This window comes from Isoptericola sp. NPDC058082 (assembly GCF_042885055.1).
Classification (GTDB): domain Bacteria; phylum Actinomycetota; class Actinomycetes; order Actinomycetales; family Cellulomonadaceae; genus Isoptericola.
In genome coordinates this window covers 83,727-106,693 of sequence record NZ_JBHVSQ010000004.1, presented here as the reverse complement: position 1 = coordinate 106,693, position 22,967 = coordinate 83,727, and the positions used below count along the sequence as shown (strand labels likewise).

Genomic DNA, 22,967 nt, shown 5'->3' with positions numbered 1-22,967 from the left:
GATCGTCCTGAACCACCCGGTCCCCACCTTTCTGCCGTGAACCCCGAAGGAGCTGACCCCATGGCCGACTTCCCCGAGAGCCTCCGCTACTCCGCCGAGCACGAGTGGGTGGACGACGCGTCGCCCGCCACGATCGGCGTCACGTCCGTCGCCGCCGACGCGCTGGGCGACGTCGTCTACCTCGAGCTGCCCGAGGTGGGCGCGACGATCGAGGCCGGCGCCGTCGTCGGCGAGATCGAGTCCACCAAGTCCGTCTCGGAGCTGTACTCGCCGGTGAGCGGCACCGTGGTGGAGGTCAACCAGTCGGCCGTGGACGACCCGGCCGTCGTGAACTCCGACCCCTTCGGCGCGGGCTGGCTCTTCAAGGTCGACGTGACCTCCCGCGGGGCGCTGCTGACGGCCGAGGAGTACGCCGCCCAGGCGGGCTGACGCTTTCCCGAAACCCGTGACCGAATCGTGACCATCGGGCCCGAATTGCGTTGATTGCCTGGGATAACCGCGCTGACCTGCGACGACACGGCCGGCCGCACCCTCCGACGGGGAGCGACCGGCCGTCGTCGTCCCGGCGCGGCAACAACCCGCGACATTCCGCGTCATGACAGGGGCCCCTTCCCATCTTCATCCATGACGGCTTCCCCTGGTCGACCTTCGGTCGACGGCCGTCGACGGAGGAAGAACGATGAGCACGATCGAAATGGCCCCGGTGACTAACCGTCTGCTGACGCGGCGCGAGCGGGTGGTCCTGTCCAACCTGTCCGAGGACGTCACCCTCGAGCAGATCGCGACCAAGCTGTTCGTCACCCGGAACACGGTGAAGTCGCAGGTGCGCAGCGTGTATCGCAAGATCGGTGTCTCCAACCGGGCCGAGGCCGTCGCATGGGCGCGACAGGCCGGCCTGGGGGTCAGCTGACAGCGGGTAGGTGCGAGCCCCGCCCGACGACAGGGGAGGTCGTCGGCGCGGGGCTCTCGCACGTCCGGGCACCGGGCACGGCACGGCCCGCCGGGGGTCCGGATGGCAGACTCGCGGTCATGACAGCACGCCGCCTCGTGGTCGCCGCCGCGATCGTCGACGACCTCGACCGCCCGGCGCGCCTGCTCGCGGCGCGGCGGAGCCGGCCCGAGCACCTCGTGGGCCGGTGGGAGTTCCCCGGCGGCAAGGTGGACCCGGGGGAGACGCCGGTCGAGGCGCTGCACCGGGAGCTCATGGAGGAGCTGGGGGTGCGGGTCCAGCTCGGCGACGAGCTGCCCGGCCCCGACGACGGCGCCTGGATCATCACCGACCGGCACGTGCTGCGCCTCTGGCTGGCAGCCGTCACCGACGGCGACCCGCGGCCTCTCGTCGAGCACGACGACCTGCGCTGGCTGGACCGGACGTCGCTGCTCGACGTCGACTGGCTGGACGGCGACGTCCGGATCGTCGAGCAGCTCGACGCCGTCCTGCACGACCGCGTCGACACCTCGCGCTGACGCCTGGGCGCGCGACATCGTCGCGCCCCGCCTACGGTCGGACCGTCACCGGACGGAGGAGCGCAGGTGGGCGCAGCGATCGGCCAGTCACTTCCCGTCGCGGTGGGCGTGCTCATCAGCCCGCTGCCGATCGTGGCGGTGGTGCTCATGCTCGTCAGCCGGCGGGCGAAGGCCAACGCCGCCGCCTTCCTGATCGGCTGGTTCGTCGCCGTCCTGGTCGTCGTCGCGCTGGTCGCCGTGCTGGCCGGGTCGTCCGCGCCGGACGACGACGGCCCGCCCGCCTGGGCGGGCGTCGTCAAGATCGTGCTCGGCGTCCTGCTCCTGCTGCTCGCGGTGCGGCAGTGGCGCGGGCGGCCGCGCGAGGGCGTCGAGCCCGAGACGCCGAAGTGGATGGCGGCCATCGACCAGTTCACGCCGGGCAAGGCCCTCGGGCTCGCCGTCCTGCTGTCCGCGGTCAACCCGAAGAACCTGCTGCTGGTCGTCTCCGGCGGCGCCGCGATCGCCGCGGCCGCGCCGGGCGACACGAACGCCCAGGTCGTGGCCGCCGTCGTCTTCGCCCTCGTCGCCAGCGTCGGCGTCGTGACCCCGCTGGTGATCTACCTGGCGACGGGCGACCGCGCCGCCGCCGTCCTCGACGGCCTGAAGACCTGGATGGTCCAGAACAACGCCGTGATCATGGCGGTCCTGCTGCTCGTCATCGGCGCCAAGATGATCGGCGACGGCATCACGGCGCTGTGACGAGCATCGGCGGCCGGCCGCGCACCAGGAGCCACAGCGGCAGGACGGCGAGGCACAGGACGGGCAGGACGGCGACGTCGGCCACCATGGCGACGCCCATGAACAGGGCGAGCCAGCCGTCGCGGGCGACGACGAGCGTCGCGCCCATCACCCCGGCGGCGACGGCGAGCCCGACGTGCACGTCGGGCACCACGGCGTGCGCGGACAGCGCCACGGCCACCCCGACGAACACGGCGGGGAAGATCCGGCCGCCGCGGAAGCCGGCGCTCGACGCGACGACGAGCGCCACCATCTTCACGACGGCGAGGCCGAGCAGCGCCCAGGCGCCGTAGCCGGCGGCGTCGGCGGTGAGCTCCTGCATCTCGTCGAGCCCCTTGAAGAGGGTGAGCGGGCCGCCGACCGCGCCGAGGACGCCGAGCACGAGGCCGCCGGCGCCGAGCATGAGCACGGGGTGGCCGATCCGGTGGAAAGCCGCGTGCACGTGGGGGAACGCCCACACCCCGAGGAGGCAGACCAGGGCAGCGGCGGCGGCCACGGCGGGCGCGGCGACGAGGTCGCCCCACGCGGGGTCGGTGTAGCCGGGCACGTCCACCGACAGCTGGGGCGACCCGATCAGCGACATCGTCAGCGACCCGGTGCCGGCGGCGACGAGGGGGCCGAACAGGCGGTCGAACAGCGGCCCGCGGCCCTGCCCGCCGAGCGACTCGGTCATGACGAGCGCCGCGCCGACGGGGGTGCCGAACATCGCGCCGATGGTGCCGGCCGACGCCATGAGCGTCACCGCGGGCACGGGAACGCCGACGCGCGACCGCGTCACGAGCCAGACGGCGAGCGCGACGTTCACGGCGATGATCGGGTTCTCCGGGCCCAGGCTCACCCCGCCCGCGAGACCGAGGACCAGGGCGGCCGCCAGGCCGGGGACCGTGCCGACCGGGAGCGGGGCGGCGACCAGCCCGGTGGTCGCGGGGTCGTCGCCGGCGTGCCCCGGCGCCCAGCGCACGACGGCGCCCACGGCGAGGCCGGTCGCGGTGAGCACCGTGACGATCCACCAGGGGGAGTCGGCGCGTGCCCCGAGCGCCTCGGGCAGGGCGCCCCACAGCCAGCCCTGCAGCCGGCCCGCGAGCCACGACACCAGCACCAGGCCGAGGGCGGACAGGACGCCGACCACGGCGGCGGGGACGGCGAGCGCCGCGAGGCGGGCGGTGGTCAGCGGCGCGGTCGCGGCGGACTGGTCGGTCGTCACAGAGGCGAACGTAGCCGCGGCCCTCCGGTTCGGCGCGCGGTACCACCGACCTCACGGAGGCGGAGCACTCGACCCGGCTGGAGACGTTCGGCTCCTGACGGCGCCGCCCGGGGTCACGCCAGGGAGCGCACCCAGCGCTCGACGGCACGGCGGCTGCGCAGCCGCACGACCCGCACGTGCGGCGCCTCGCGGGCCAGCCGCTCGTCGAGGCCGCGGAGCTTGTGCCGCGTGCGCCACGCCCACCGCAGGATGTGGTCGCGGTCCCGGAGCACGGTGCGCAGGGGCGGCTCGACGTTCCCGTGCCACAGCTCCGTCCTGCGCAGCCGGCGCCGGACCGTGCGGGTCCCGACCTGCCACAGCACGACGGGGACCGGCGGGTCGAGCCAGACCAGCAGCTCGGCACGCTCCAGCAGCAGGGGCCGCACGGCCGTGTACTGCCACTCGCTCACCCAGGCGTCCTGCGCGACGACGGCGCGCACGTCGTCCTCGAACTCCGGGCGAGGTGTCCACCCGGTGCCGTGGTACAGGCCGTCCAGCTCCGTGTACGGCAGGCCGAGGACGGCCGACACCCGACCGGCGAGCGTCGTCTTGCCCGCTCCGGACGTGCCCGCCACCAGGATCCGGCGGGCCGTGACGGCGGGCGGGGGAGCGGGGGCGTCGTGGGGCACCCGCCGAGAGTACGGAACGCGGTCGCGGCGCGGACACCGCCACCGGCCTGAAGACATGTGCCGGACCACTAGTACGGTAGGGAGAAATCTGCCAGGACCGGGATCGGCGCCGACCCCGGAGGACGGAGCGCACCGTGCCGCACCCCGCGCAGCCCGCCGGTCTCCTCGACGGGCGCGCCGCCGACGAGGGCTGGTCCTCCGCAGCGGCCCTCGTCGCGTCGTCGGCGGGCACGGTGAGCGCGTTCGCGGACGGGCCGGGGGACGTGGGGGCGACGACGGGCGGGCAGACCCGGTTCGACCTCGCGTCGGTGACCAAGGCCTTCGTGGCGCTCGCCGCGGCGACGCTGGTCGACGACGGCCTGCTCGACCTCGACGCCCCGGCCCGCGAGGTGCTCGACGTGCCCGCGACGTCGTCCGGCGCGACCGCGCGTCACCTGCTCACGCACACCGCCGGGCTGCGTCCCACGGCCCTCGCCTGGCGCACCACGGCCGACCCGGACGCCGTGCTCGCCGACGCCCTGGGGCCGCCGGTCGCGCCGCCGGGGACGGCGCACGCCTACTCCTGCCTGAGCTTCATCGCGCTCGGCCGGGTCCTGGAGGAGCTCGCCGGCGAGCGGCTCGACCGCGTGGTCGCGCGGCGCGTCGGTGCGCCGCTCGGGGCGGCGGGGCTGCGGTGGTCGCCCGTCGACGTCGTCGACGCCGCCGACGTCGCACCGACCGAGCCGGGCACGCCGACGGGTCGCGTGCACGACGAGCTGGCCGCGGCGACCGCCCGTCCGGTGGGGAACGCCGGGCTGTTCGGCACGCTCGACGACGTCGCACGGCTGGCGGCGCTGGTCGCCGACCGCGGGGCCGCGGGCGGCCGGCAGGTCGTGAGCGAGGCGTCGTGGCGCGCGCTGGTCGAGCCGGACGACGTCACCCGCCGCGCCGGCGCGCCGTGGGGGCAGGCGCTCGGGCTGCGGCGCGGCGACCCCGGGTTCATGGTGTCGGGAGACCAGGTGGGGCACGCGGGGTTCACGGGGACATCGTTCGTCGTCGACCTCGCCACGGGAGCGACGGCGGTGCTGCTGACGAACCGTGTCCACGGTGGGCGGGCGTCGAGCGTCGTGGCGCGGCGTCGACGGTTGGCGGCGCTCGCCGCAGGGCTCGGCACGCAGGAGGGGCGATGACGGGACGGGACACGACGCGCGGGGCGGCCCGCGCGGACGGCTACGAGCTGCGGACGGACCTGCTGACGCGGGTGGCGCACGCGCACGACGCGTCGCACTACCTGCTGCGCCCGGAGGTGGTGGTGCGTGCGCACGACGTCGACGGCGTGGTCGCCGCGATGCGGGAGGCGAGCCGCCGCGGCCTGGCGGTGACGTTCCGCTCCGCCGGCACGAGCCTGTCGGGGCAGGCGTCGGGCGCGGGGATGCTGGTCGACACGCGCACGCGGTTCGCGCGCGTCGAGGTGTTCGACGGCGGGGAACGGGTGCGCTGCCAGCCCGGCGCCACGCTGCGCCTGGTCAACGGGCACCTGGCGCGGCACGGGCGGCGGCTGGGCCCGGACCCCGCGAGCGAGATCGCGTGCACCGTCGGGGGAGTGGTGGCCAACAACTCCTCCGGGATGTCGTCGGGCACCACCCGTACCGCGTACCGGACGGTCGAGGCGATGACGGTCGTGCTGCCCGGCGGAACCGTCGTCGACACGGGGGCGCCGGACGCCGACGCGCGCCTCGCCGTCCTGGAGCCGGACCTGCACCGCGGCCTCGCGGAGCTCCGCGACCGGGTGCGCGGCAGCGCGACGATGCGCGCCGAGGTCCAGCGGCAGTTCGCGATGAAGAACACCATGGGCTACTCGGTGAACGCGCTGCTCGACCACGACAGCCCGGTGAAGATCCTCGAGCACCTGATGATCGGGTCCGAGGGCACGCTGGGCTGGGTCGCGGACGTCACCTTCCGCACGGTGCCGCTGCTCACGAAGGTCGCGACGACGCTGCTCGTCTTCGACTCCCTCGAGCGCGCCACGGACGCGCTGGTGCCGCTGGGCGCCTCCGGGCCGGAGGCGATCGAGCTCATGGACGCCGCGTCGCTGCGGGTCGCGGCGGCCGACCCGAAGGCCGACGCGTCGATGCGGTCCCTCGCGGAGGGCGCCGGCATCACCGGCCAGACGGCGTTGCTGGTGGAGTATCGCGCCGGGACCGACGACGCGCTCGCCCCGCTGCAGGACGCCGCGCGCGCCGTCGTCGACGGCCTCAGGCTCGAGCTGCCCGCCGCGCTGACCACCGACACCGCCACGCGCGAGCGCCTCTGGCGCGTGCGCAAGGGCCTGTACACCGCGGTCGCGGGCGCCCGCCCCGCGGGTGCGACGGCGCTGCTGGAGGACGTCGTCGTCCCGGTGCCGGACCTCACCGCCACGGTGCGCGACCTGGGCGGCCTGTTCGCCCGTCACGGCTACGACGACGCCGTCACCTTCGGGCACGCGAAGGACGGCAACCTGCACTTCATGATCACGCCGCGACTGGGCGACGCCGCCGAGCTGGACCGGTACGCGGCGTTCAGCGACGACCTCGTCGACCTGGTCCTCGGCCACGGCGGCTCGCTCAAGGCCGAGCACGGCACGGGCCGCATCATGGCGCCGTTCGTGCGCCGCCAGTACGGCGACGACCTGTACGCCGTCATGCGCCGCGTCAAGGACCTGTTCGACCCGCGGGGCCTGCTCAACCCGGGCGTCGTCATCACGGACGACCCGCACGAGCACCTGCGCGACCTCAAGGTCGAGGCGTCCGCCGGCGGCGAGGACGCGCCGCTCGTCGACCGCTGCGTGGAGTGCGGCTACTGCGAGCCCGGCTGTCCCTCGCGCACCGTCACGACGACGCCGCGCCAGCGGATCGCGCTGCTCAAGGAGCTCGCCGTCGCGCCCGAGGGCGAGCGGGAGGAGCTGCAGCAGGCGTACCGGTACTGGGGCGTGCAGACCTGCGCCGCCGACTCCATGTGCGTGGAGGCGTGCCCCGTCGGCATCGACACGGGCGTCGTGATGAAGGGGCACCGGGCGCGGTCGAACCCGCCCGTCGTGCAGAAGGGCGGGGAGGCGCTCGCCGGGTCGTGGGGGCCGGTCGTGGACGTGCTGCGCGGCGCGCTGGGCGTCGCGGCGAAGGTGCCGACGCCCGTGGTGCGGGTCGCCTCGGAGGTCGCGCGCGGCGTCGTCGGCACCGACGTCGTGCCGCGGGCCGACGCCGACCTGCCCGGCCCGGGACTCCGGCGCGAGGCCGACGACCTCCCGGCCGCGGACGGTGGTGCGCCCCGGGCCGTCCTGTTCTCGTCGTGCATGGGCGAGCTGTTCGCCCCCGCGCCCCGGGGCCTGCCGGACTTCGACGGCAGCGCGGTGGGCGCCGAGCACGCCTTCCGCGTGCTGTGCGAGCGCGCCGGGATCGGGCTCGCGGTGCCGGAGGGCATCGGCGGGCTGTGCTGCGGCACGCCGTGGGTGAGCAAGGGCCTGCCGGGTGGCGCGGCGCGGATGGCGCGGCAGGTGCTCGACGCGCTGTGGACGGCGACCCGCGGGGGAGAGCTGCCGGTCGTGTGCGACGCGTCGAGCTGCACGCACGGCCTGGTCGAGACGCCGCACCACCTCTCCGGTGAGGACGCCGAGAGGTTCGCCCGGCTGCGCATCGTCGACGCCGTGACGTTCGTGCGCACCGACGTGCTGCCGGCGCTCGCGGACCGCGGGGTCGACGTCGAGCGCCGGGGGAGGGTCGTCGTGCACCCGACCTGCGCGACCGTGCACCTGGGCGCCGTGGACGACCTGCGCGCCGTCGCGGCCGCCGTCGCCGACGACGCCGTCGTGCCCGCGGCCTGGGGCTGCTGCGGCTTCGCCGGCGACCGCGGCATGCTGCACCCCGAGCTCACCGCCGCCGCCACGCACGCCGAGGCGGCCGACGTCGCGGCGGGGGAGCGGGAGCTGCCCGGGGGCCGCTACGACGCGTACGTCTCGAACAACCGCACCTGCGAGATGGGCATGGCGCGCGCCACCGGGCGCGACTACGTGCACGTGCTCGAGCTGCTGGAGGCGGCGACGCGCTGAGCGGGCTCGACCTCCAGGTCCGGCTGCTCCCCGCGACGACGCGTCCCGCCCGGCAGGTTGACGAGCACGATGCTCGCGAGCACCAGGGCGATCCCGAGCGCCTGGGACCCGGTGAGCACCTCGCCACCGGCCGCGACGCCGAGGGTGACTCCGGTGACGGGGTTCAGCAGGCCGATCACGCCCACGGCCCCGGCCGGGAGGTGGCGGAACCCGCTGAACCAGCAGACGAACCCGAGCGCCGTCGCGACGAGGCTCACGTACGCGAACGCGAGGACCTCGGTGCCCGACAGCGCGGGGGGCGCGCCCTCGACGAGCGCCGCGGCGACGAGCAGCTCGACCCCGCCGACGACGAGCTGCCACGCGGTGACCGTGAGCACGGGCGTCCCGTCCTGCCACCGCTTGGTGAGGACCGCCCCGACGGACGAGAGGGCCATCGAGGCGACGGACGCCGCGATGCCCCAGCCGTCGAGCGCGCCGGTCGCGGTGCCGACGATCAGCAGGACGCCCGCCCCGCCGACGGCGGCCCCGACGACCACGCGGGGGGTGGGCCGTTCGCGGAGCAGGAGCCAGGCCGCGCCCGCGATCGCGAGCGGGCTGAGCGACATCAGCGAGGCGGCGACGCTCGACGGGAGCAGCTGGGCCGCGACGTACACGAGGCAGAAGAAGATCCCCATGTTGAGGGTGCCGAGCACGACCGACCGCCACCACCAGGAGCCGCGAGGCAGCCGGCGCGCGACCAGCAGGAGGACGACGCCCGCCGGCAGCGCGCGGAGGGCCGACCCCCACAGCGGGGCGTCCCCGGGGAGGAAGTGATGGGTCACGAAGTACGTGGACCCGAACGCGACCGGCCCGACGGCGGCGACGAGGGGCCAGCGGACGCGGGCCAGCGCCCGGCGCGCCGGCGAAGAAGTTTCCATGGAAACCATCATACTTTCCGTGGAAAGTAGGATGGGGTCATGACCGAGACCGATCGCGTCGCCACGTTCGTCGAGCAGTGGCGGCGGGAACGCCCCGACCTCGACCCGAGCCCGATGGCGGTGATCGGGCGGATGCGACGGATCTCCGACGACTTCACCGCCGCGCTCGTGGCGAACTACCGGCGGTTCGGGATCGGGGAGGGCGAGTTCGACGTCCTGTGCGCGCTGCGGCGCGCGGGCGCCCCGTTCGCGCTGAACCCGGGCGAGCTCGCGGAGCACACCATGGTGACGGCCGGCGCGACGTCCAAGCGGGTCGACCGGCTGGAGGCCGCGGGCCTGGTGGTCCGGCAGGGCCGTGCCGACGACGGTCGCGGGCGCGTCGTCACGCTGTCGCCGCAGGGACGCCGGCTCATCGACGAGGCCTACCCCGCGCACCTCGAGCTCGAGGACGGGCTGCTGGCGCCCCTCTCGCGCCAGGAGCGCGCACAGCTCGAGGGCCTGCTCCGCAAGCTCGTCACCGGCTGACGCCGGAGGTCGCTACGCTCGCTGGCATGAGGATCCGGCCCGGGGTGCTGGCCGGCGTCGGGCTGGCCGTGCTCGTCGCCGCCACGGTCGTGCTGTTCACGGTCCGGCTCCCCGAGGGCGTCGAGCTCGCCCTGCAGGGCGTGTGGATCGTGGTCGTCGTCGTCCTGTGCTGGGGCACGGCGCGCTCGATGGGGCGCCGGCAGCGCACGCGCGACCGCGTCAGGCCCGACGGTGCCGGTGAGAGCGGACCGGCGCCGCAGTTCGACCGTCGCTCCCTCCTCGGGCAGGACAAGCAGCCGCCGCACCTGCGGTGACGCGGGCCGGTGCGGGCGCTCACCCGTCGGTGGGATGCACCACCATCGCGGCGCCGCCGCCGCGGCGGCGCGGCTCGGAGACGGCGGTGAGCAGGCCGTCGTCGCCGATCTGCACCGCCGTCGCGGCGCCGATCTCCGCGGCGGACGTGAACGCGTCTCCGGCCGGCACGAGCGTGTGCCCGTACGCCTCCAGCTCCGGGCCGTAGGCCTCGATGAACTCCGGCTCCGCGGTGACGGACGCCGTGTTGCGCTGAGCGGCGCGCGGGGCCGCGAGCGCGTCGCCGATCGGCATGCCGCGGTCGAGGTGGTTGGTGAGCGTCTGCAGCACGGTCGTGATGATCGTGGAGCCGCCGGGCGAGCCGAGGGCCAGGACGGGCTCGCCGTCGCGCAGCACGATCGTCGGCGCCATCGACGACCGTGGCCGCTTGCCCGGCTCGATGCGGTTCGGGTCGTCGGCCGCCCACACGGTGGAGAAGTCGGTGAGCTCGTTGTTCAGCAGGAAGCCGCGGCCCGGCACGAGCATCCCCGAGCCGCCGGTCTGCTCGATCGTGAGGGTGTACTCGACGACGTTCCCGTCCTCGTCCACCACGGTGAGGTTCGTCGTCGAGACGTTCTCCGTGTCCGAGTCGGCGGGGGCGATCGTCTCGCCGCACGCCGCGTCGTCGGCGTCGACGTCCCCGGGTGCCACGGGCTTGGTCGCCGCCGCCTCCGGGTCGAGCAGGCACGCGCGCTCGGCCGCGAAGTCGTCCGACAGCAGGGTGTCGAGGGGGACGTCGACGAACGCCGGGTCGCCCAGGTACGCGCCGCGGTCGGCGAAGGCCAGGGCGCTCGCCTCCAGGTAGTGGTGCAGGTAGGCCGCGTCGTCCATCCCGGACAGGTCGAACGTCTCGAGGATGTTCAGCGCCTCGCCCACCGTGGACCCGCCGCTGGACGACGGCGCCATGCCGTAGACGTCGTAGTCGCGGTAGTCGGACACGGTCGGGTCCTGCACCAGCGCCTCGTACCCGGCCAGGTCGTCGAGGTCGAGGTAGCCCGGGGGCACGGGCAGGTCCGTGTCGGGGGAGGTCTGCGGGTGCTGCACGACGTCGACCATCTCCGCCGCGAGCCGCCCGCCGTAGAACGCGTCGGTCCCGCGCTTCGCCAGCAGGTCGTAGGTGGCGGCGAGGTCGCGGTTGCGGAACACGCTGCCGACGGCGGGCGGCGCCCCGCCCGGCAGGTACAGCTCCGCCGTGGCGGGGAACGCCGCGAACCGCTCGGCGTTGTCCGCCGTCTGGTCGTGGAACGTCTGGTCGACGACGAAGCCCCGCCGCGCCAGCTGCGTCGCCGGCTTCAGCGCCTTCTTCAGGGAGTAGGTGCCCCACTCGTCGAGCGCCGTCTGCCAGGTGGCGGGCGTGCCCGGCGTGCCCACCGAGACGCCGCTCGTCACCAGGTCCGGCGTGAACGGGTACGGCTTGCCGGTCGCCGGGTCGATGAACGCGTTGTTCGGCATCTCCGCCGGCGCCGTCTCCCGGCCGTCGATCGTCTGCACCTCGCCGGTGTCGGCGTCGTAGTAGACGAAGTACCCGCCGCCGCCGATCCCGGCGCTGTACGGCTCGGTCACCCCCAGCGCGGCGGCCGCCGCCACCGCCGCGTCGACCGCGTTGCCACCCTTGCGCAGCACGTCCAGGCCGACCCGGCTCGCCTCCGGGTCCACCGTGCTGACGGCGCCGCCGTACCCGACCGCGGTGGGCACCTTCACGTCACCGTGCCCGCCACCGTGCGGGTGGGCGCTCGCGGTGGACGCGGCGGTGGTGCCGACGACGGCGGTCGTCGCGGTCAGCACCGCCGCGCCCAGGGCGGCCAGCACGCGGGTGCGGCGGGGGCGTGAGCTGGAGCGGCGGTGGTCCAGACGGTGGTCCATGGGGTCTCCTGTGGCGGGCGGGTCCCGAGGCGCTTCTCCCACAGTGGCGGAGAACGACGTCGGACGCCCGCCGAACGCGGCGGGGCGGGGCGACCGGCCCGTGTCCCGAACTCGTGACCTGGTCTGTTGCGCTGCGCCCGCGGGATCGCGACGGTAGGCGGATGACGACACCGGTCGCGGGCTTCGAGCTGCGGACCTCCGACGCCCAGGAGGCCGAGCAGGCGCTCGAGAGGATCTTTCCCCGGGTCCACCTGCGCGCGCCGAAGCAGGCCTTCGAGTTCTCCATCCGCTCCGCCGCGATCGCGCGCCTGGCCTGGACGGACCACACGCTCCCCATGCCGGGGCGCTCGGCTCTGGACGAGCCCGAGCCGATCGTCGTGCTCCAGCTGCGGGGGGAGATCGAGCTGCAGCACGCGGGGGAGGCCTTCGGCCCTGGCCCGGTGCTGCTCGACGCGCCGGACCGCGCGACGGCGACCTGGGAGACCGCCCGGACCAGCGGTCTCACCCTCGACCGCGGCTACGTGCGCGCGGTGGCCGCGCGGCTGACCGGGCGCGACCAGCCGACCCACCTGTTCCGGTCAGGGTCCCCGCGAGACCCGGCGGCGGCGCGCGCCTGGAAGGCGACGACACGGTACGCCGCGCAGTCGTTGACCCGCGACGCCGAGGCGCTGTCGTCGGCGGTGCTGCAGAGCTCGCTGGCGCACCACGTCGCCCTCTCCCTGCTGCACGCCTTCCCGAACGTCGCCCTCGACGACCAGGGGCGAGCGGCCGAGCGCGTGCTGCCGCCGGTCGTCCGCAGGGCGTCGGCGTACATCGACGAGCACGCGCACGAGGCGATCACGGTCGACGACGTCGCGGCCGCCGTGCACGTCTCCACCCGCGGACTGCAGGCGGCGTTCCGGCGCTCGCTGGGCGCCACCCCGGGGGACGCGCTGCGCCGGGCCCGGCTGGACGGGGCGCGGCGCGAGCTCCTGGACGGTGACCCGGAGGTGGTCACGGTCGCGGCCGTGGCGCGCCGGTGGGGTTTCTTGCACCTCGGCCACTTCGCCGCCGCCTACCGCCGGGCGCACGACGAACTGCCGTCGCAGACCCTGCGCCGGTGAGCGCCGGACGTCAGGGCGTCGTGACGGACCGTCCGGTCGCGAGGAGCGCCTGGCGCAGCAGGTCCTCGACGACGGGCCGCGCCGCCGTCCCGTGCGTGCGCGCGGCGGCCAGCACGGCCGCGGCGAGGTCCCGCACCTTGACGTTGTGCGTGTTGGAGGCGCTGCGCAGGACGGTGAAGGCGTCCTCGGCCGCGAGGCCGTAGAGCAGCATCAGCACCCCCTTGGCCTGGTCGATCGCGGACCGGCTCTGCGCCGACGCGGCCACCTGCCGCGAGGCCATCCGGGCCGCGTCTTCGCTGACCTCGGCCGTCACGTCGGTCACGAAGCCCTGGAGCACGGCCATGGCGGGGTCCTCCGCGGCGGGCCGGACCTGGCCGGAGAGCACGACGGTACGTTCGCGACCGCGCGCGTCCATGATGCGGTGCACGCTGGCGAAGGGGGTCCCGGTGCGCTGCGCCGCGGCGAGCAGCCGCCGCACCCGCTCGCGGTCGTCGGGGTGCTTGTGGGCCAGGACGAGAGCGGTGGACGGCACCACCTCGCCCGGCTCGAACCCGTGGACGAGGTACATCCCCTCCGACCACCACCAGGTCTCAGCCGGGAGCAGGCAGCGGTAGGAGCCGGTGAGCGGCGCCGGCGGGATGTCGAGCGCGTGCTCCAGGGTGGAACCGTCGTCCGCCGGCGCGGGCGGAGAGGTGGGCTGGGGCGGGTCGGTCGGCATGCGACGGGGATCCACGGGCACCTCCTGGCCATGCGCGTTCCGGCGGGATCGGTGCGCGGTCTGCTTCCGGGACCGATGTCCGATGCCGGTGGATCACCACACCACGGGTGGGCCGCCCTCGACGGGGCCGTCTGCGTGTCGGGGACAGCCGTGTGCGTCTGAGGGACAACCGGGTGCCCCGAGGAGGTAGAAGAGTTTCCCTGTCGGTTGACATCGTGAAAGTTGATGGCAACCTGGTCGCGGGACGCTGCGACGGCGCACGTCCCGGCCCGACCAGCGGAGGATCCCCGATGAGCCGAGCACCGATCCGAGCTCTGCCCCCTGCCCGACGTACCGTCCCTGTCGGGGTCGGCCTCCTGCTCGGCCTGGCGATGGCGGTGCCCGCGGGCGCCGCCGCGGCCGCCGCGCCGGCCGACCCGCGCGACCTGCCGGTCGCGACCGCCGGCACCGCCCCCGCCGAGGTGACGACCCGCACCGACGACGTCGCCGACCTGCCGCTGGACGACGCCGGCGCCGCGATCGTCACCGAGCGCACCGAGCGGCTGATCGCCCCGGGGCTGGAGCTCACCGAGTTCGCGCGCGTCTCCGCCGAGGGCTGGCTGAGCGGCGAGGTGCTCGTCGCGCACCTCGGCCGGGACGACGGCCCGCGGCTCGGCTACCTCGGGCCGGACGCCGTGGCGGGAAACGCGACCGTGAGCGAGATGGCCGCCGACCGGGGCGCCGTCGCCGCGATCAACGGCGACTTCTTCGACATCAACAACTCCGGCGCCGCGCTCGGCGCGGCCGTGGACGACGGCACGCTGCTCAAGTCCGCGACGCCGGGCCGCGAGAAGGCGCTCACGGTCGACGCGTCCGGCGTCGCGCGCCTCGCGGAGGTGTTCCTGGAGGGCACGGTGTCCTTCGGCGCCGGGGCGGACCGGCACGACCTGCCCGTCGCGGGACTCAACGTCACCGCCGTCCCGGCGGGCGGCGTCGCCGTCTTCGACGCGTCCTGGGGCGACGCCGCGCGCACCCGCCCGCTCGGCGCGGGGGAGCAGGGCGTGGAGGTGCAGGTCCGCACGACCGGCGGCGCCGCCGCGGGGACGGTCGTCGCGGTGGGCTCGCCCGGCGAGGGCCGCCTGCCCGCGGACGTGCGGGCCGTCGTCGCCCGCCCGGGGGCCGCGGCCGACGCGCTGAAGGCGCTCGCCCCCGGCGACGAGGTGTCCCTCGCCTACGGGCTGCGCGACGACCTCGGCGAGCTCCGCACCGCCATCGGCGGTGACCCGGACGACTGGCTGCTCGAGGACGGCGAGGTCACGTCGTCCACCAGCGACTTCGCGACGCTCCGGCACCCGCGCACGGCGGTGGGCCTCAGCGCGGACGGCACGACGGCGTACCTCGTGGTCGTGGACGGCCGGCAGGCACAGAGCATCGGCGCGTCGCTGCCGGAGCTGGGCCGGCTCCTCGGCCAGCTCGGCGCGGACGACGCGATCAACCTCGACGGCGGCGGCTCCACGACGATGGTGGCGCGGCTGCCCGGCGACGCCGGCACCAGCGTGCTCAACAGCCCGTCCGACGGCACGGAGCGGCTGGACGCCAACGGTCTCGGGCTGTTCACCCCGGAGGGCTCGGGCGAGGTGCACGCGTTCGACGTGCGCGCTGCCGTCCCGACGGGCGACGCCCCCGCGACCGACGCGCTGCGGGTCTTCCCCGGCCTGCACCGCACGCTGACGGCGGCCGGGTTCGACGAGACCCGCGCGCCGGTCGACACCCGGCCCGACTCCTGGACGACGAGCGACGCCGGCGCGGCCACCGTCGCGACCGGCGAGGACGGCGCGGGCGTCGTCACCGGCGTCGCGGCCGGCACGACGACCGTCCGCGCCGCGACCCCCGCGACCCCCGCGTCGGACGGCGTCGCGACGGGCTCCGCCGACCTCACGGTGCTGGGCGCGCCGGTGCGGCTCACCGTCCCCGAACCCGTGGTGACGCTCCCCGACGACGAGGCGACGGCGTCCCTCACCGTCGTCGGGCACGACGCCGACGGGTACTCCGCGCCGATCGAGGCGCGCGACGTCGAGGTCTCGGGCGGCGACGGCGTCGCCGCGCTGGAGCCCGCGGCCGACGGGTCGTTCACGGTGCGGGCGTTGCAGGACTCCGGCGCCGCGAGCTTCACGCTCGCCGTCGGGGACGAGCAGGTGGAGGTCGCCGTCGCGGTCTCGCTCGAGGACGTCGTCGTCGCCGACCTGGCCGACGCCGCCCGCTGGACCTCCGCGCACGACCGGGCCCCCGGCGGCTCGGTCGCCCCCGCCGCCGGGCACGACGGCGCGGCCGGGCTGAAGCTCACCTACGACTTCACGCAGTCCACCGCCACGCGCGGCCAGTACGCCGTGGCCCCGGACGGCGGGGTCGTCGTCGCAGGTCAGCCGCGCACGGTGACGATGTGGGTCGACGGCGACGAGCAGGGCGCCTGGCTGCGCCTCCAGGTGCGCCAGGGAGACGGCGTCGTCACCAACCTGGACGGCCCGACCGTCTCCTGGAAGGGGTGGCGCCAGGTCGAGCTCGCCGTGCCGGAGGGTGTCGCGTACCCGCTCACGCTGCAGCGCGTGCGGGTGCTGGAGACCCGCGCGGCCTCGCAGTACAAGGGCGCGCTCACGATCTCGGACGTGCGGGCGCAGGTGCCGCCGGACGTCGACGCGCCGCAGGCCGAGCGCGTCGAGGACCCGGTGGTGGTTGCGGAGGGCGCCACGGACGACGCGCCGCTGCGCGTGGCCGTCCTGTCCGACGCGCAGTTCGTCGCCCGCGACCCGGAGTCCGGGGCGGTGCAGGGCGCGCGGCAGGCGCTGGCGGAGATCGTCGCTGCCGACCCGGACCTGCTCGTCATCAACGGCGACCTGGTGGACGAGGCGTCGCCCGCCGACTTCGACCTGGCCCGGGAGGTGCTCGACGAGGGCCTCGCCGACGCGGACTTCCCCTGGTACTACCTGCCGGGCAACCACGAGGTCATGGGCGGCTCGATCGAGAACTTCGAGGACGAGTTCGGCGAGCGGACGCACGTCGTCGACGTGCCCGACCCGCGTGGTGACGGCGGCACCACCCGCCTCGTCATGCTCGACTCGTCCAGCGGGCGGCTGGGCAGCGACTTCGCCCAGCTCCGCGCCCTGCGGGACGCGCTCGACGACGCGGCCACGGACGACGCCGTGACCGGCGTCGTGACCCTCTTCCACCACCCGCTGGACGACCCGCTGCCGACCCAGGCCAGCCAGCTCGTCGACCGTGTGGAGGCCGAGACGCTGCGCGGCTGGTTCGAGGACTTCCGCGAGACGTCGGGCAAGCAGGTCGCCTCCGTCGGGTCGCACGTGGGCGTCTTCCACGCCGCCACCGCCGACGGCATCCCGTACGTCGTCAACGGCAACTCCGGCAAGAGCCCGGCCAGCACGCCCGCGGACGGCGGGTTCACCGGCTGGTCGATGATCGGGATCGACCCGGCGGCCGAGGGCACCGGCGACGGCGGCTGGTTCTCCTGGGAGGTCAACGCCCGCGCCGCGAGCGTCGCGGTGAGCGGGCCCGACGAGCTCGCGGTCGGTACGTCCGGCCAGGTCAGCGCCCTGCTCACGCAGGACGGCTCCCGCGAGGTGCCGGTGGCGTGGCCGGTCTCCTCGCTCTGGGGCGGTGACCGGGTGTTCGTCGGGTCGGCCGACGACGCCCCTCGCGGCACCGTCCTCGCCCTCGACCCGGTCACCCACGAGGCGACCGCCGTCGCCCCCGGCCGCGCGACCGTCCAGGTCGAGGTGAACGGCGTCGTCGGGACGCGCGAGGTGCTGGTCCCCGCAGGGGCGCCCGGCCAGGCGCGGATCAGCGACGACAACGGCTGGGACACCGGCCTGCGCGACGGCGACTACCGCGTGCTCGTCGACCTGTGGTGGGGCGAGAACGCCACGAGCCTCCGGCTCTACGAGGACGGCGAGCTCATCCACACGGAGAGGCTGACGCACGGCGGCACCGACGCGCAGCGGGTCGCCGTCCCGGTGACGGGCAGGCCGAACGGCGAGTACGTGTACACGTGCGAGCTGGTCAACGCCGCGGGGACCACGCCGTGCGCCGGCCCGCACACCGTGCGCGTCGTGGACGCGAACCCGGGCACGCCGGTGCTCTCCCACGACAACCACGACGGGGACGGGGACTACGCCGTCACCACCACCAAGTGGTGGGGCACGCAGGCCACCGGATACGTGCTGTACGAGGACGGCGTCGAGATCGACCGACAGGAGCTCGTGCCCGGCGCCGGGGGAGAGGCGCAGCACGCCACCACCGCCGTGACGGGCCGGGAGCCGGGCACCTACCGGTACGTCGCCGTGCTCACCAACGCCGCGGGCGAGACCCGCAGCAAGGAGCTGACGGTCCGCGTGCGCCGCTGAGCACGCCGGCGCCGACCGCGGCAGGCGTTCGCCCCGCCCGCCGCGGTCGGCCTATCCTCGGAGCATGAGCGACTTCCAGGTCAACCCGCGCGTCAAGTCCGAGCCCACCGGTGCCGTCCTCGGGCGCTTCCTCGGCGCGTTCGTGCTCTTCCTGGGCGGCCTCGTGCTGTTCGGCTCCGGCGTCTCCGGCGGGAACCCGACCCTGGACCCCTACTTCGTCGTCGGCGGCATCCTCGCCGTCTCGCTGGCCTTCGGCCTGCCGATGATCGGCGCGCACGAGCGCGGCTGACCCCGCCACACCGCACTGCCGAACAGGCGGTTGGCACCGCTATCGAGCGCCAGTTCGCTCGATCACGGTGTCAACCGCCTGTTCGTCGTGCTGCGGGGGCGGTCAGGGGCTCAGCAGGGCCGACGTCCAGGCCTCGACGCCGGCGGCGTCGATGGGCAGGGCGTCGGAGAGCACCTCGTGGCCGTCCTCGGTGACCAGCAGGTCGTCCTCCAGCCGCACGCCGATGCCGCGCAGCTCCGGCGGCAAGGTGAGGTCGTGGGCGTGGAAGTACAGCCCCGGCTCGACGGTCATGACGACGCCCGGCTCCAGGTCGGCGCCCATGTAGTCCTTCCAGTCGCTGTGCGCGCAGTCGTGCACGTCGAGCCCCAGGTGGTGGCCGATCCCGCACACCAGCCAGCGGCGGTGGTGCTGGCCCTGCGGGGACAGCGCCTCGTCGACGGACACGGGCAGCAGGCCCCAGTCGTGCAGGCCCTGGGCGATGACCTCCATCGCCGCGTAGTGGACGTCGAGGTAGTTCACCCCGGGCTTCACGTGCGCCATCCCCGCGCGGTGGCTCTTCTCGACCAGGTCGTGCACGGCGCGCTGCTCGGCGCTGAACCGGCCCGACGGCGGCACGGTGCGCGTGACGTCGGCGGTGTACAGGGTGTCGGTCTCGACGCCCATGTCGAGCAGCAGGGCCGCGTCGGGCAGCACGGGGCCGTCGCAGCGCACCCAGTGCAGGGTGGGCGCGTGCGGGCCGCTGCCGACGATCGTGGCGTAGCCCGGCCCGTTGCCGGTGGTGCGGGCGTGCCGGTCGAACGTGCCCTGCAGCCAGCGCTCGCCGCCGGACCGCACCGCCGCGGGGATCTCCCGGGCCACGGCCTCGAAGCCCGTCACCGTGTGGTCGACGGCGGCGCGCAGCTGCGCCACCTCCCACGCGTCCTTGACCATGCGCAGGTCCGCGCACGCGCGGGCGAGCTCGGCCGACGGCTCCAGCCCGTGCCGCGCCACGACGTCGGCCGGGACCGCGCGGCCGGCCCACCAGCCGGAGCCGTGCGCGAGCGCGTCGTCGAGCTCCGCCAGCGGGCGCACCGGGACGCCCAGCGCCTGCTCCCACTCGCCGAGCCCGGGGGAGGCGCCCACCCACAGCTCGCCGTGCATCGCGTCGGAGAAGAACGCCGGGTCGCCCGGCCGGGCCGGCGGCGGCGCGTAGAGCACGGCGTCCGCCCCGTGCAGCACGACCACGGCGTCCTCGAGCTGGCAGCCGGTGAGCCACACGAAGTCGCTGTCGGCGCGGAAGTCGTACGACGTGTCGTTGCTGCGCACCGGCGCTCGCCCTGCGCCGACGACGACGGTCCGCCCGCCGAGCCGCTCGGCCAGCCGGGCGCGGTGGGCCGCGGCGGCCTCGGCCGCGCCGTCGGGCACCCGGGCGGGCACGACGTCGGCGGACCAGCCCTGGGCGATCATCTCGGTGAAGGCCGGCACCTCCGTGAGGCGCGGGGTCCGGTTCCCCGAGTGGGGCGGCCGGTGGCTCTGGTGCTGCGTCATCGTCGTTCTCCTCCCGCGTCCCGGACGAGCTCCCGCAGGCGCCGCAGCACCCGGGGGTCGCCGAGTCCGTCGTGCTCGTACTCGTTGGTCACCCACGCGTGGGAGCTCCCCAGCCTGGACAGGGTGTCGAGCTGCAGGCCCGAGTCCACGTACATGTCGTCGAAGTACACGGCGGCGGCCAGCGGCACGTCGTTCGCGGCGAGCCGCTCGACGTCGTACAGCGGGCTCCACTCCCGGCGCGCGGCGAGCTCGTGCACCGCCGGTGCGAAGGGCCTCAGCAGCCGCACCTCGTCGAACATCCACGGGAACGCCATCTCGCCCGTGAGCAGCAGCGGTCGCTCGTCGGGCCCGAACTGCGGCCGCTCGTCGCGGGCGCGCTGCGCCGCCCACGCCGTCGGGCCGTTCGCGCCGTCGCCGTAGATGGACTCCTGCAGCGTCCAGAACAGCGGATTCGACGCCGACGACGAGCGCACCAGCACCTGCTCCAGGAACGCGTGCGACAAGCGGCCGGGGCGCACGAACGCCTCGTCGACCAGCCAGTGCAGGCGCTCCGTGCCGGGCTTCATCCCCAGGTCGATCCCCAGGGACTGGAACCGGTGCACCGTGAGGGTGTCGCCGTCGGGCAGGCGCACGTCGCCCTCGGCGAGCCGGTCGGCGACCGCGGCCACGGCGTCGACGTCCTGCGGGTACAGGTCGTAGTAGCGGCGCGTCTTGGCCTCGGCGCGCGCGAACGTGCGCCGGTAGACCTCGTCGGCGCTCGCGGGCGTGCCGGGGATGCCGCCCGTGACGTAGCAGGCCGCCAGACCCTCCGGCGCGGTCGAGAGGTAGGCGAGCGTGATCCAGCCGCCGAACGACTGGCCCAGGCTCGCCCACCGGCGGCCGTCGTAGTGCGTGCGGCGCACGTGCTCGAGGTCGGCCACGATCGAGTCGGCGCGGAAGCACGCCAGGTAGTCGGCGCCCGCGACGGCGTCCCCGCGGCCCGCGACGGCCTCGCCGTCCAACGGCGTGCTGCGGCCGGTGCCGCGCTGGTCCGGCAGGATCACGCGGTACGTCGTCAGGGCCTCGTCGATCCAGCCGTCGCGCTTCAGGGGGCGGGGCGACGCACCGCCCGGCCCGCCCTGCAGGTACACGAGCAGGGGCAGGTCGTCGCCGCGCCGGTCCGGGTCGACCAGCTCGCGCCAGAAGACGCGGATCTGCTCGCCGTCGGGCCGCGACCAGTCGAGAGGGACGGTGGTGCTGTGCTCGGTGACGTGCAGGCCCGGCAGGTGATAGGTGGTCACGCGGTCGTCTCCTCCTCGGTGGCGGTGGCGGTGGGCTCGCTCGTCGTGGTGGCCCGCGCCGCGGCCGCCTCGCGGCGCGCCCGCTCCCACTCGGGCCGGATGCGCGGCACGGCGGCCAGCAGGGTCCGGGTGTACTCGTGCTGCGGGTCGTCGAAGACGGCGTCGCGCTCGCCCTGCTCGACGATGCGGCCCTGCGACATCACGGCGACCCGGTCGGCGATCTGCCGCACCACGGCGAGGTCGTGCGCGATGAAGAGGTAGCTGAACCCCTCCTCGCGCTGCAGCCGGCGCAGCAGGTTGATGATCTGCGCCTGCACGGACACGTCGAGCGCGGAGACCGCCTCGTCGCAGACCACCAGCCGCGGCGACACCGCGAGCGCGCGGGCGATGCCGATGCGCTGCGCCTGGCCGCCGGAGAACTGCGACGGGTAGCGACGGTGGTGGTCGGGGTCCAGGCCCACCCGCTCCATGAGCTGCTGCGTGAACGCCCGCGCGCCGCCCGGCACCTCGCGCCCCTGGTAGACCAGGGGCGCGGTGACGATGCGCTCCACGGTGTGCCGGGGGTTGAGCGACGAGTACGGGTCCTGGAAGACCACCTGCACGTCGCTGCGGAACCGCCGCAGCCGGTCGCCCTTCGCGTGCGTCACGGGCTCGCCGTCGAAGACGACCTCGCCCGACGTCGCGTCCGTCAGCCGCGCGACGATCCGCGCCGTCGTCGACTTGCCGGACCCCGACTCGCCGACCAGGGCCAGCGTCTCCCGCGCGTGCACCTCGAGGCTCACCCCGTCGACCGCCCGGAACGTGTCCGCGCGGCCCAGCAGCCCGCCGGTGCCGGGCACCGCGAACTCCTTGACCAGGTCGGTGGCGCGCAGCAGCGGCCCGGCGTCGCGCGACGTCGCCGACGCCGGGGCGCTCGCGGGGGCGACGGCGTCGGCCCCGGTGCTCTGCCCGGTGCTCGTCGTGCTCATGGCTTCCCTCCCACGCCGGCGGTGCCGGCGGTGCTGTCGATGCCGCGCAGCTCGCCGATCTCGTCGTCGATCCGGGGGACGGCGTCGAGCAGCGCCCGCGTGTACGGGTGCTGCGGGTCGGAGAACAGCCGCTCGGCCGGTGCCTGCTCCACGGCCACGCCGTGCCGCATGACGACGACGTCCTCGGCGATCTCGGACACGACGGCGAGGTCGTGCGAGATGAGGATGAGCGCCGTCCCCGTCTCCCGCCGCACCTCCTGGAGCAGGTCGAGGATCTGGGCCTGCACGGTGACGTCAAGGGCCGTGGTGGGCTCGTCGGCGATGAGCAGGTCCGGCTCGGTGGACAGCGCCATCGCGATCATCACGCGCTGGCGCATCCCGCCGGAGAACTGGTGCGGGTAGTGGTCCACCCGCCGGGCGGCGTCCGCGATGTGCACGCGCTCCATCGCCTCGACCGCGACCTTGCGCGCCTGGCGCCGGGTGACCCCGGGCCGGTGCGCCCGGTAGGCCTCCTCGATCTGCATCCCCACGGAGTAGTACGGGTTCAGGGACGACAGCGGGTCCTGGAAGATCATCGACATGCGGTCGCCGCGCAGGCGCCGCACCTTCGACTCGGGCAGCGACGTCAGGTCCGCGCCGTCCAGGGACACCCGGCCGCGCAGGCTCGCCGTGGGCGGCAGCAGCCCCATGACGGCCAGCGACGTCATCGACTTGCCGGAGCCCGACTCGCCGACGATCCCCAGCGACGCGCCCTGCTCCAGCGTGAACGAGAGCCCGTCCACGACGTCGACCGGCCCGTGCGCCGTCCGGAAGGTGATGGTGAGGTCCTCGACCTCGAGCAGCGTGCTCATGCCGG

General features: G+C 75.2%; 20 protein-coding genes. 11 read left to right on the top strand and 9 right to left on the bottom strand.

Annotation, left to right across the window (positions count from 1 at the left end; genetic code table 11):
• Positions 1-60 precede the first annotated feature (60 nt).
• The 4 genes from gcvH to ACFVS0_RS07415 all read left to right on the top strand — a co-directional run bounded on the left by gcvH (position 61) and on the right by ACFVS0_RS07415 (position 2,205).
• A complete protein-coding gene (gene gcvH, locus ACFVS0_RS07430) occupies positions 61-429 on the top strand; it encodes a glycine cleavage system protein GcvH (RefSeq protein WP_430587586.1) in 369 nt (122 codons plus the stop codon).
• 250 nt (positions 430-679) lie between these two features.
• Entirely contained in the window at positions 680-910 is a 231-nt protein-coding gene (locus tag ACFVS0_RS07425) for a LuxR C-terminal-related transcriptional regulator (RefSeq protein WP_430549473.1), read from the top strand.
• A 119-nt stretch (positions 911-1,029) separates the two neighbouring features.
• Positions 1,030-1,467 (top strand): (deoxy)nucleoside triphosphate pyrophosphohydrolase, encoded by a 438-nt coding sequence (locus ACFVS0_RS07420; protein ID WP_430549474.1) that lies wholly within the window; start codon positions 1,030-1,032, stop codon positions 1,465-1,467.
• Between the two features lie 66 nt (positions 1,468-1,533).
• A complete protein-coding gene (locus tag ACFVS0_RS07415) occupies positions 1,534-2,205 on the top strand; it encodes a GAP family protein (protein ID WP_430549475.1) in 672 nt (223 codons plus the stop codon).
• Here ACFVS0_RS07415 and ACFVS0_RS07410 read toward each other — a convergent pair.
• Entirely contained in the window at positions 2,192-3,448 is a 1,257-nt protein-coding gene (locus ACFVS0_RS07410) for an ion channel protein (RefSeq protein ID WP_430549476.1), read from the bottom strand. The genes ACFVS0_RS07415 and ACFVS0_RS07410 overlap by 14 nt on opposite strands.
• A gap of 113 nt (positions 3,449-3,561) precedes the next feature.
• Entirely contained in the window at positions 3,562-4,116 is a 555-nt protein-coding gene (locus ACFVS0_RS07405; RefSeq protein WP_430587585.1) for an AAA family ATPase, read from the bottom strand.
• Positions 4,117-4,250: 134 nt separating this feature from the next.
• Between ACFVS0_RS07405 and ACFVS0_RS07400 the strand changes: the two genes are divergently transcribed.
• The gene (locus ACFVS0_RS07400) at positions 4,251-5,285 is read left to right on the top strand and encodes a serine hydrolase domain-containing protein (protein ID WP_430563563.1); all 1,035 of its coding nucleotides are present in this window, start codon (positions 4,251-4,253) and stop codon (positions 5,283-5,285) included.
• Positions 5,282-8,176, top strand: coding sequence for an FAD-binding and (Fe-S)-binding domain-containing protein (locus tag ACFVS0_RS07395; protein WP_430587584.1), 2,895 nt, complete (start codon positions 5,282-5,284; stop codon positions 8,174-8,176). Before ACFVS0_RS07400 ends, ACFVS0_RS07395 begins: the two co-directional genes overlap by 4 nt.
• Here ACFVS0_RS07395 and ACFVS0_RS07390 read toward each other — a convergent pair.
• Complete coding sequence (locus tag ACFVS0_RS07390; protein WP_430587583.1) at positions 8,134-9,093, bottom strand: DMT family transporter; 960 nt, start codon at positions 9,091-9,093, stop codon at positions 8,134-8,136. The genes ACFVS0_RS07395 and ACFVS0_RS07390 overlap by 43 nt on opposite strands.
• Before the next feature lie 39 nt (positions 9,094-9,132).
• Between ACFVS0_RS07390 and ACFVS0_RS07385 the strand changes: the two genes are divergently transcribed.
• Positions 9,133-9,618 (top strand): MarR family winged helix-turn-helix transcriptional regulator, encoded by a 486-nt coding sequence (locus tag ACFVS0_RS07385; RefSeq protein WP_430563560.1) that lies wholly within the window; start codon positions 9,133-9,135, stop codon positions 9,616-9,618.
• A gap of 26 nt (positions 9,619-9,644) precedes the next feature.
• Entirely contained in the window at positions 9,645-9,932 is a 288-nt protein-coding gene (locus ACFVS0_RS07380) for a hypothetical protein (RefSeq protein WP_430563559.1), read from the top strand.
• Between the two features lie 19 nt (positions 9,933-9,951).
• Here the strand turns inward: ACFVS0_RS07380 and ggt are convergent, their stop codons facing one another.
• Complete coding sequence (gene ggt / locus ACFVS0_RS07375) at positions 9,952-11,832, bottom strand: gamma-glutamyltransferase (RefSeq protein WP_430563558.1); 1,881 nt, start codon at positions 11,830-11,832, stop codon at positions 9,952-9,954.
• A gap of 161 nt (positions 11,833-11,993) precedes the next feature.
• On the opposite strand from ggt, the gene ACFVS0_RS07370 reads away from it, so the two are divergent.
• A complete protein-coding gene (locus ACFVS0_RS07370) occupies positions 11,994-12,935 on the top strand; it encodes a helix-turn-helix transcriptional regulator (RefSeq protein ID WP_430563557.1) in 942 nt (313 codons plus the stop codon).
• 10 nt (positions 12,936-12,945) lie between these two features.
• Here ACFVS0_RS07370 and ACFVS0_RS07365 read toward each other — a convergent pair whose 3' ends face one another.
• Positions 12,946-13,668 carry a PAS and ANTAR domain-containing protein gene (locus ACFVS0_RS07365; protein WP_430563556.1) on the bottom strand — a complete coding sequence of 241 codons (723 nt, stop codon included), beginning with the start codon at positions 13,666-13,668 and terminating at the stop codon, positions 12,946-12,948.
• A 275-nt stretch (positions 13,669-13,943) separates the two neighbouring features.
• On the opposite strand from ACFVS0_RS07365, the gene ACFVS0_RS07360 reads away from it, so the two are divergent.
• A complete protein-coding gene (locus ACFVS0_RS07360; protein WP_430587582.1) occupies positions 13,944-18,047 on the top strand; it encodes a phosphodiester glycosidase family protein in 4,104 nt (1,367 codons plus the stop codon).
• 64 nt (positions 18,048-18,111) lie between these two features.
• Positions 18,112-18,336: a hypothetical protein gene (locus ACFVS0_RS07355; RefSeq protein ID WP_430550784.1), complete on the top strand. Its 225-nt coding sequence runs from the start codon at positions 18,112-18,114 to the stop codon at positions 18,334-18,336.
• A gap of 102 nt (positions 18,337-18,438) precedes the next feature.
• Here ACFVS0_RS07355 and ACFVS0_RS07350 read toward each other — a convergent pair whose 3' ends face one another.
• Genes ACFVS0_RS07350 through ACFVS0_RS07335 form a run of 4 tightly spaced genes read right to left on the bottom strand, consistent with a single transcriptional unit; the run spans position 18,439 to position 22,962 of the window.
• On the bottom strand, positions 18,439-19,863 hold the full coding sequence (locus tag ACFVS0_RS07350) for an aminopeptidase P family protein (protein ID WP_430587581.1): 1,425 nt from the start codon (positions 19,861-19,863) through the stop codon (positions 18,439-18,441).
• The gene (locus ACFVS0_RS07345; protein WP_430587580.1) at positions 19,860-21,143 is read right to left on the bottom strand and encodes an alpha/beta fold hydrolase; all 1,284 of its coding nucleotides are present in this window, start codon (positions 21,141-21,143) and stop codon (positions 19,860-19,862) included. The genes ACFVS0_RS07350 and ACFVS0_RS07345 overlap by 4 nt, the downstream gene beginning before the upstream one ends.
• On the bottom strand, positions 21,140-22,111 hold the full coding sequence (locus ACFVS0_RS07340; protein ID WP_430587579.1) for an ATP-binding cassette domain-containing protein: 972 nt from the start codon (positions 22,109-22,111) through the stop codon (positions 21,140-21,142). Before ACFVS0_RS07340 ends, ACFVS0_RS07345 begins: the two co-directional genes overlap by 4 nt.
• Positions 22,108-22,962 carry an ABC transporter ATP-binding protein gene (locus ACFVS0_RS07335; RefSeq protein ID WP_430587578.1) on the bottom strand — a complete coding sequence of 285 codons (855 nt, stop codon included), beginning with the start codon at positions 22,960-22,962 and terminating at the stop codon, positions 22,108-22,110. The genes ACFVS0_RS07340 and ACFVS0_RS07335 overlap by 4 nt, the downstream gene beginning before the upstream one ends.
• Positions 22,963-22,967: the final 5 nt, after the last annotated feature.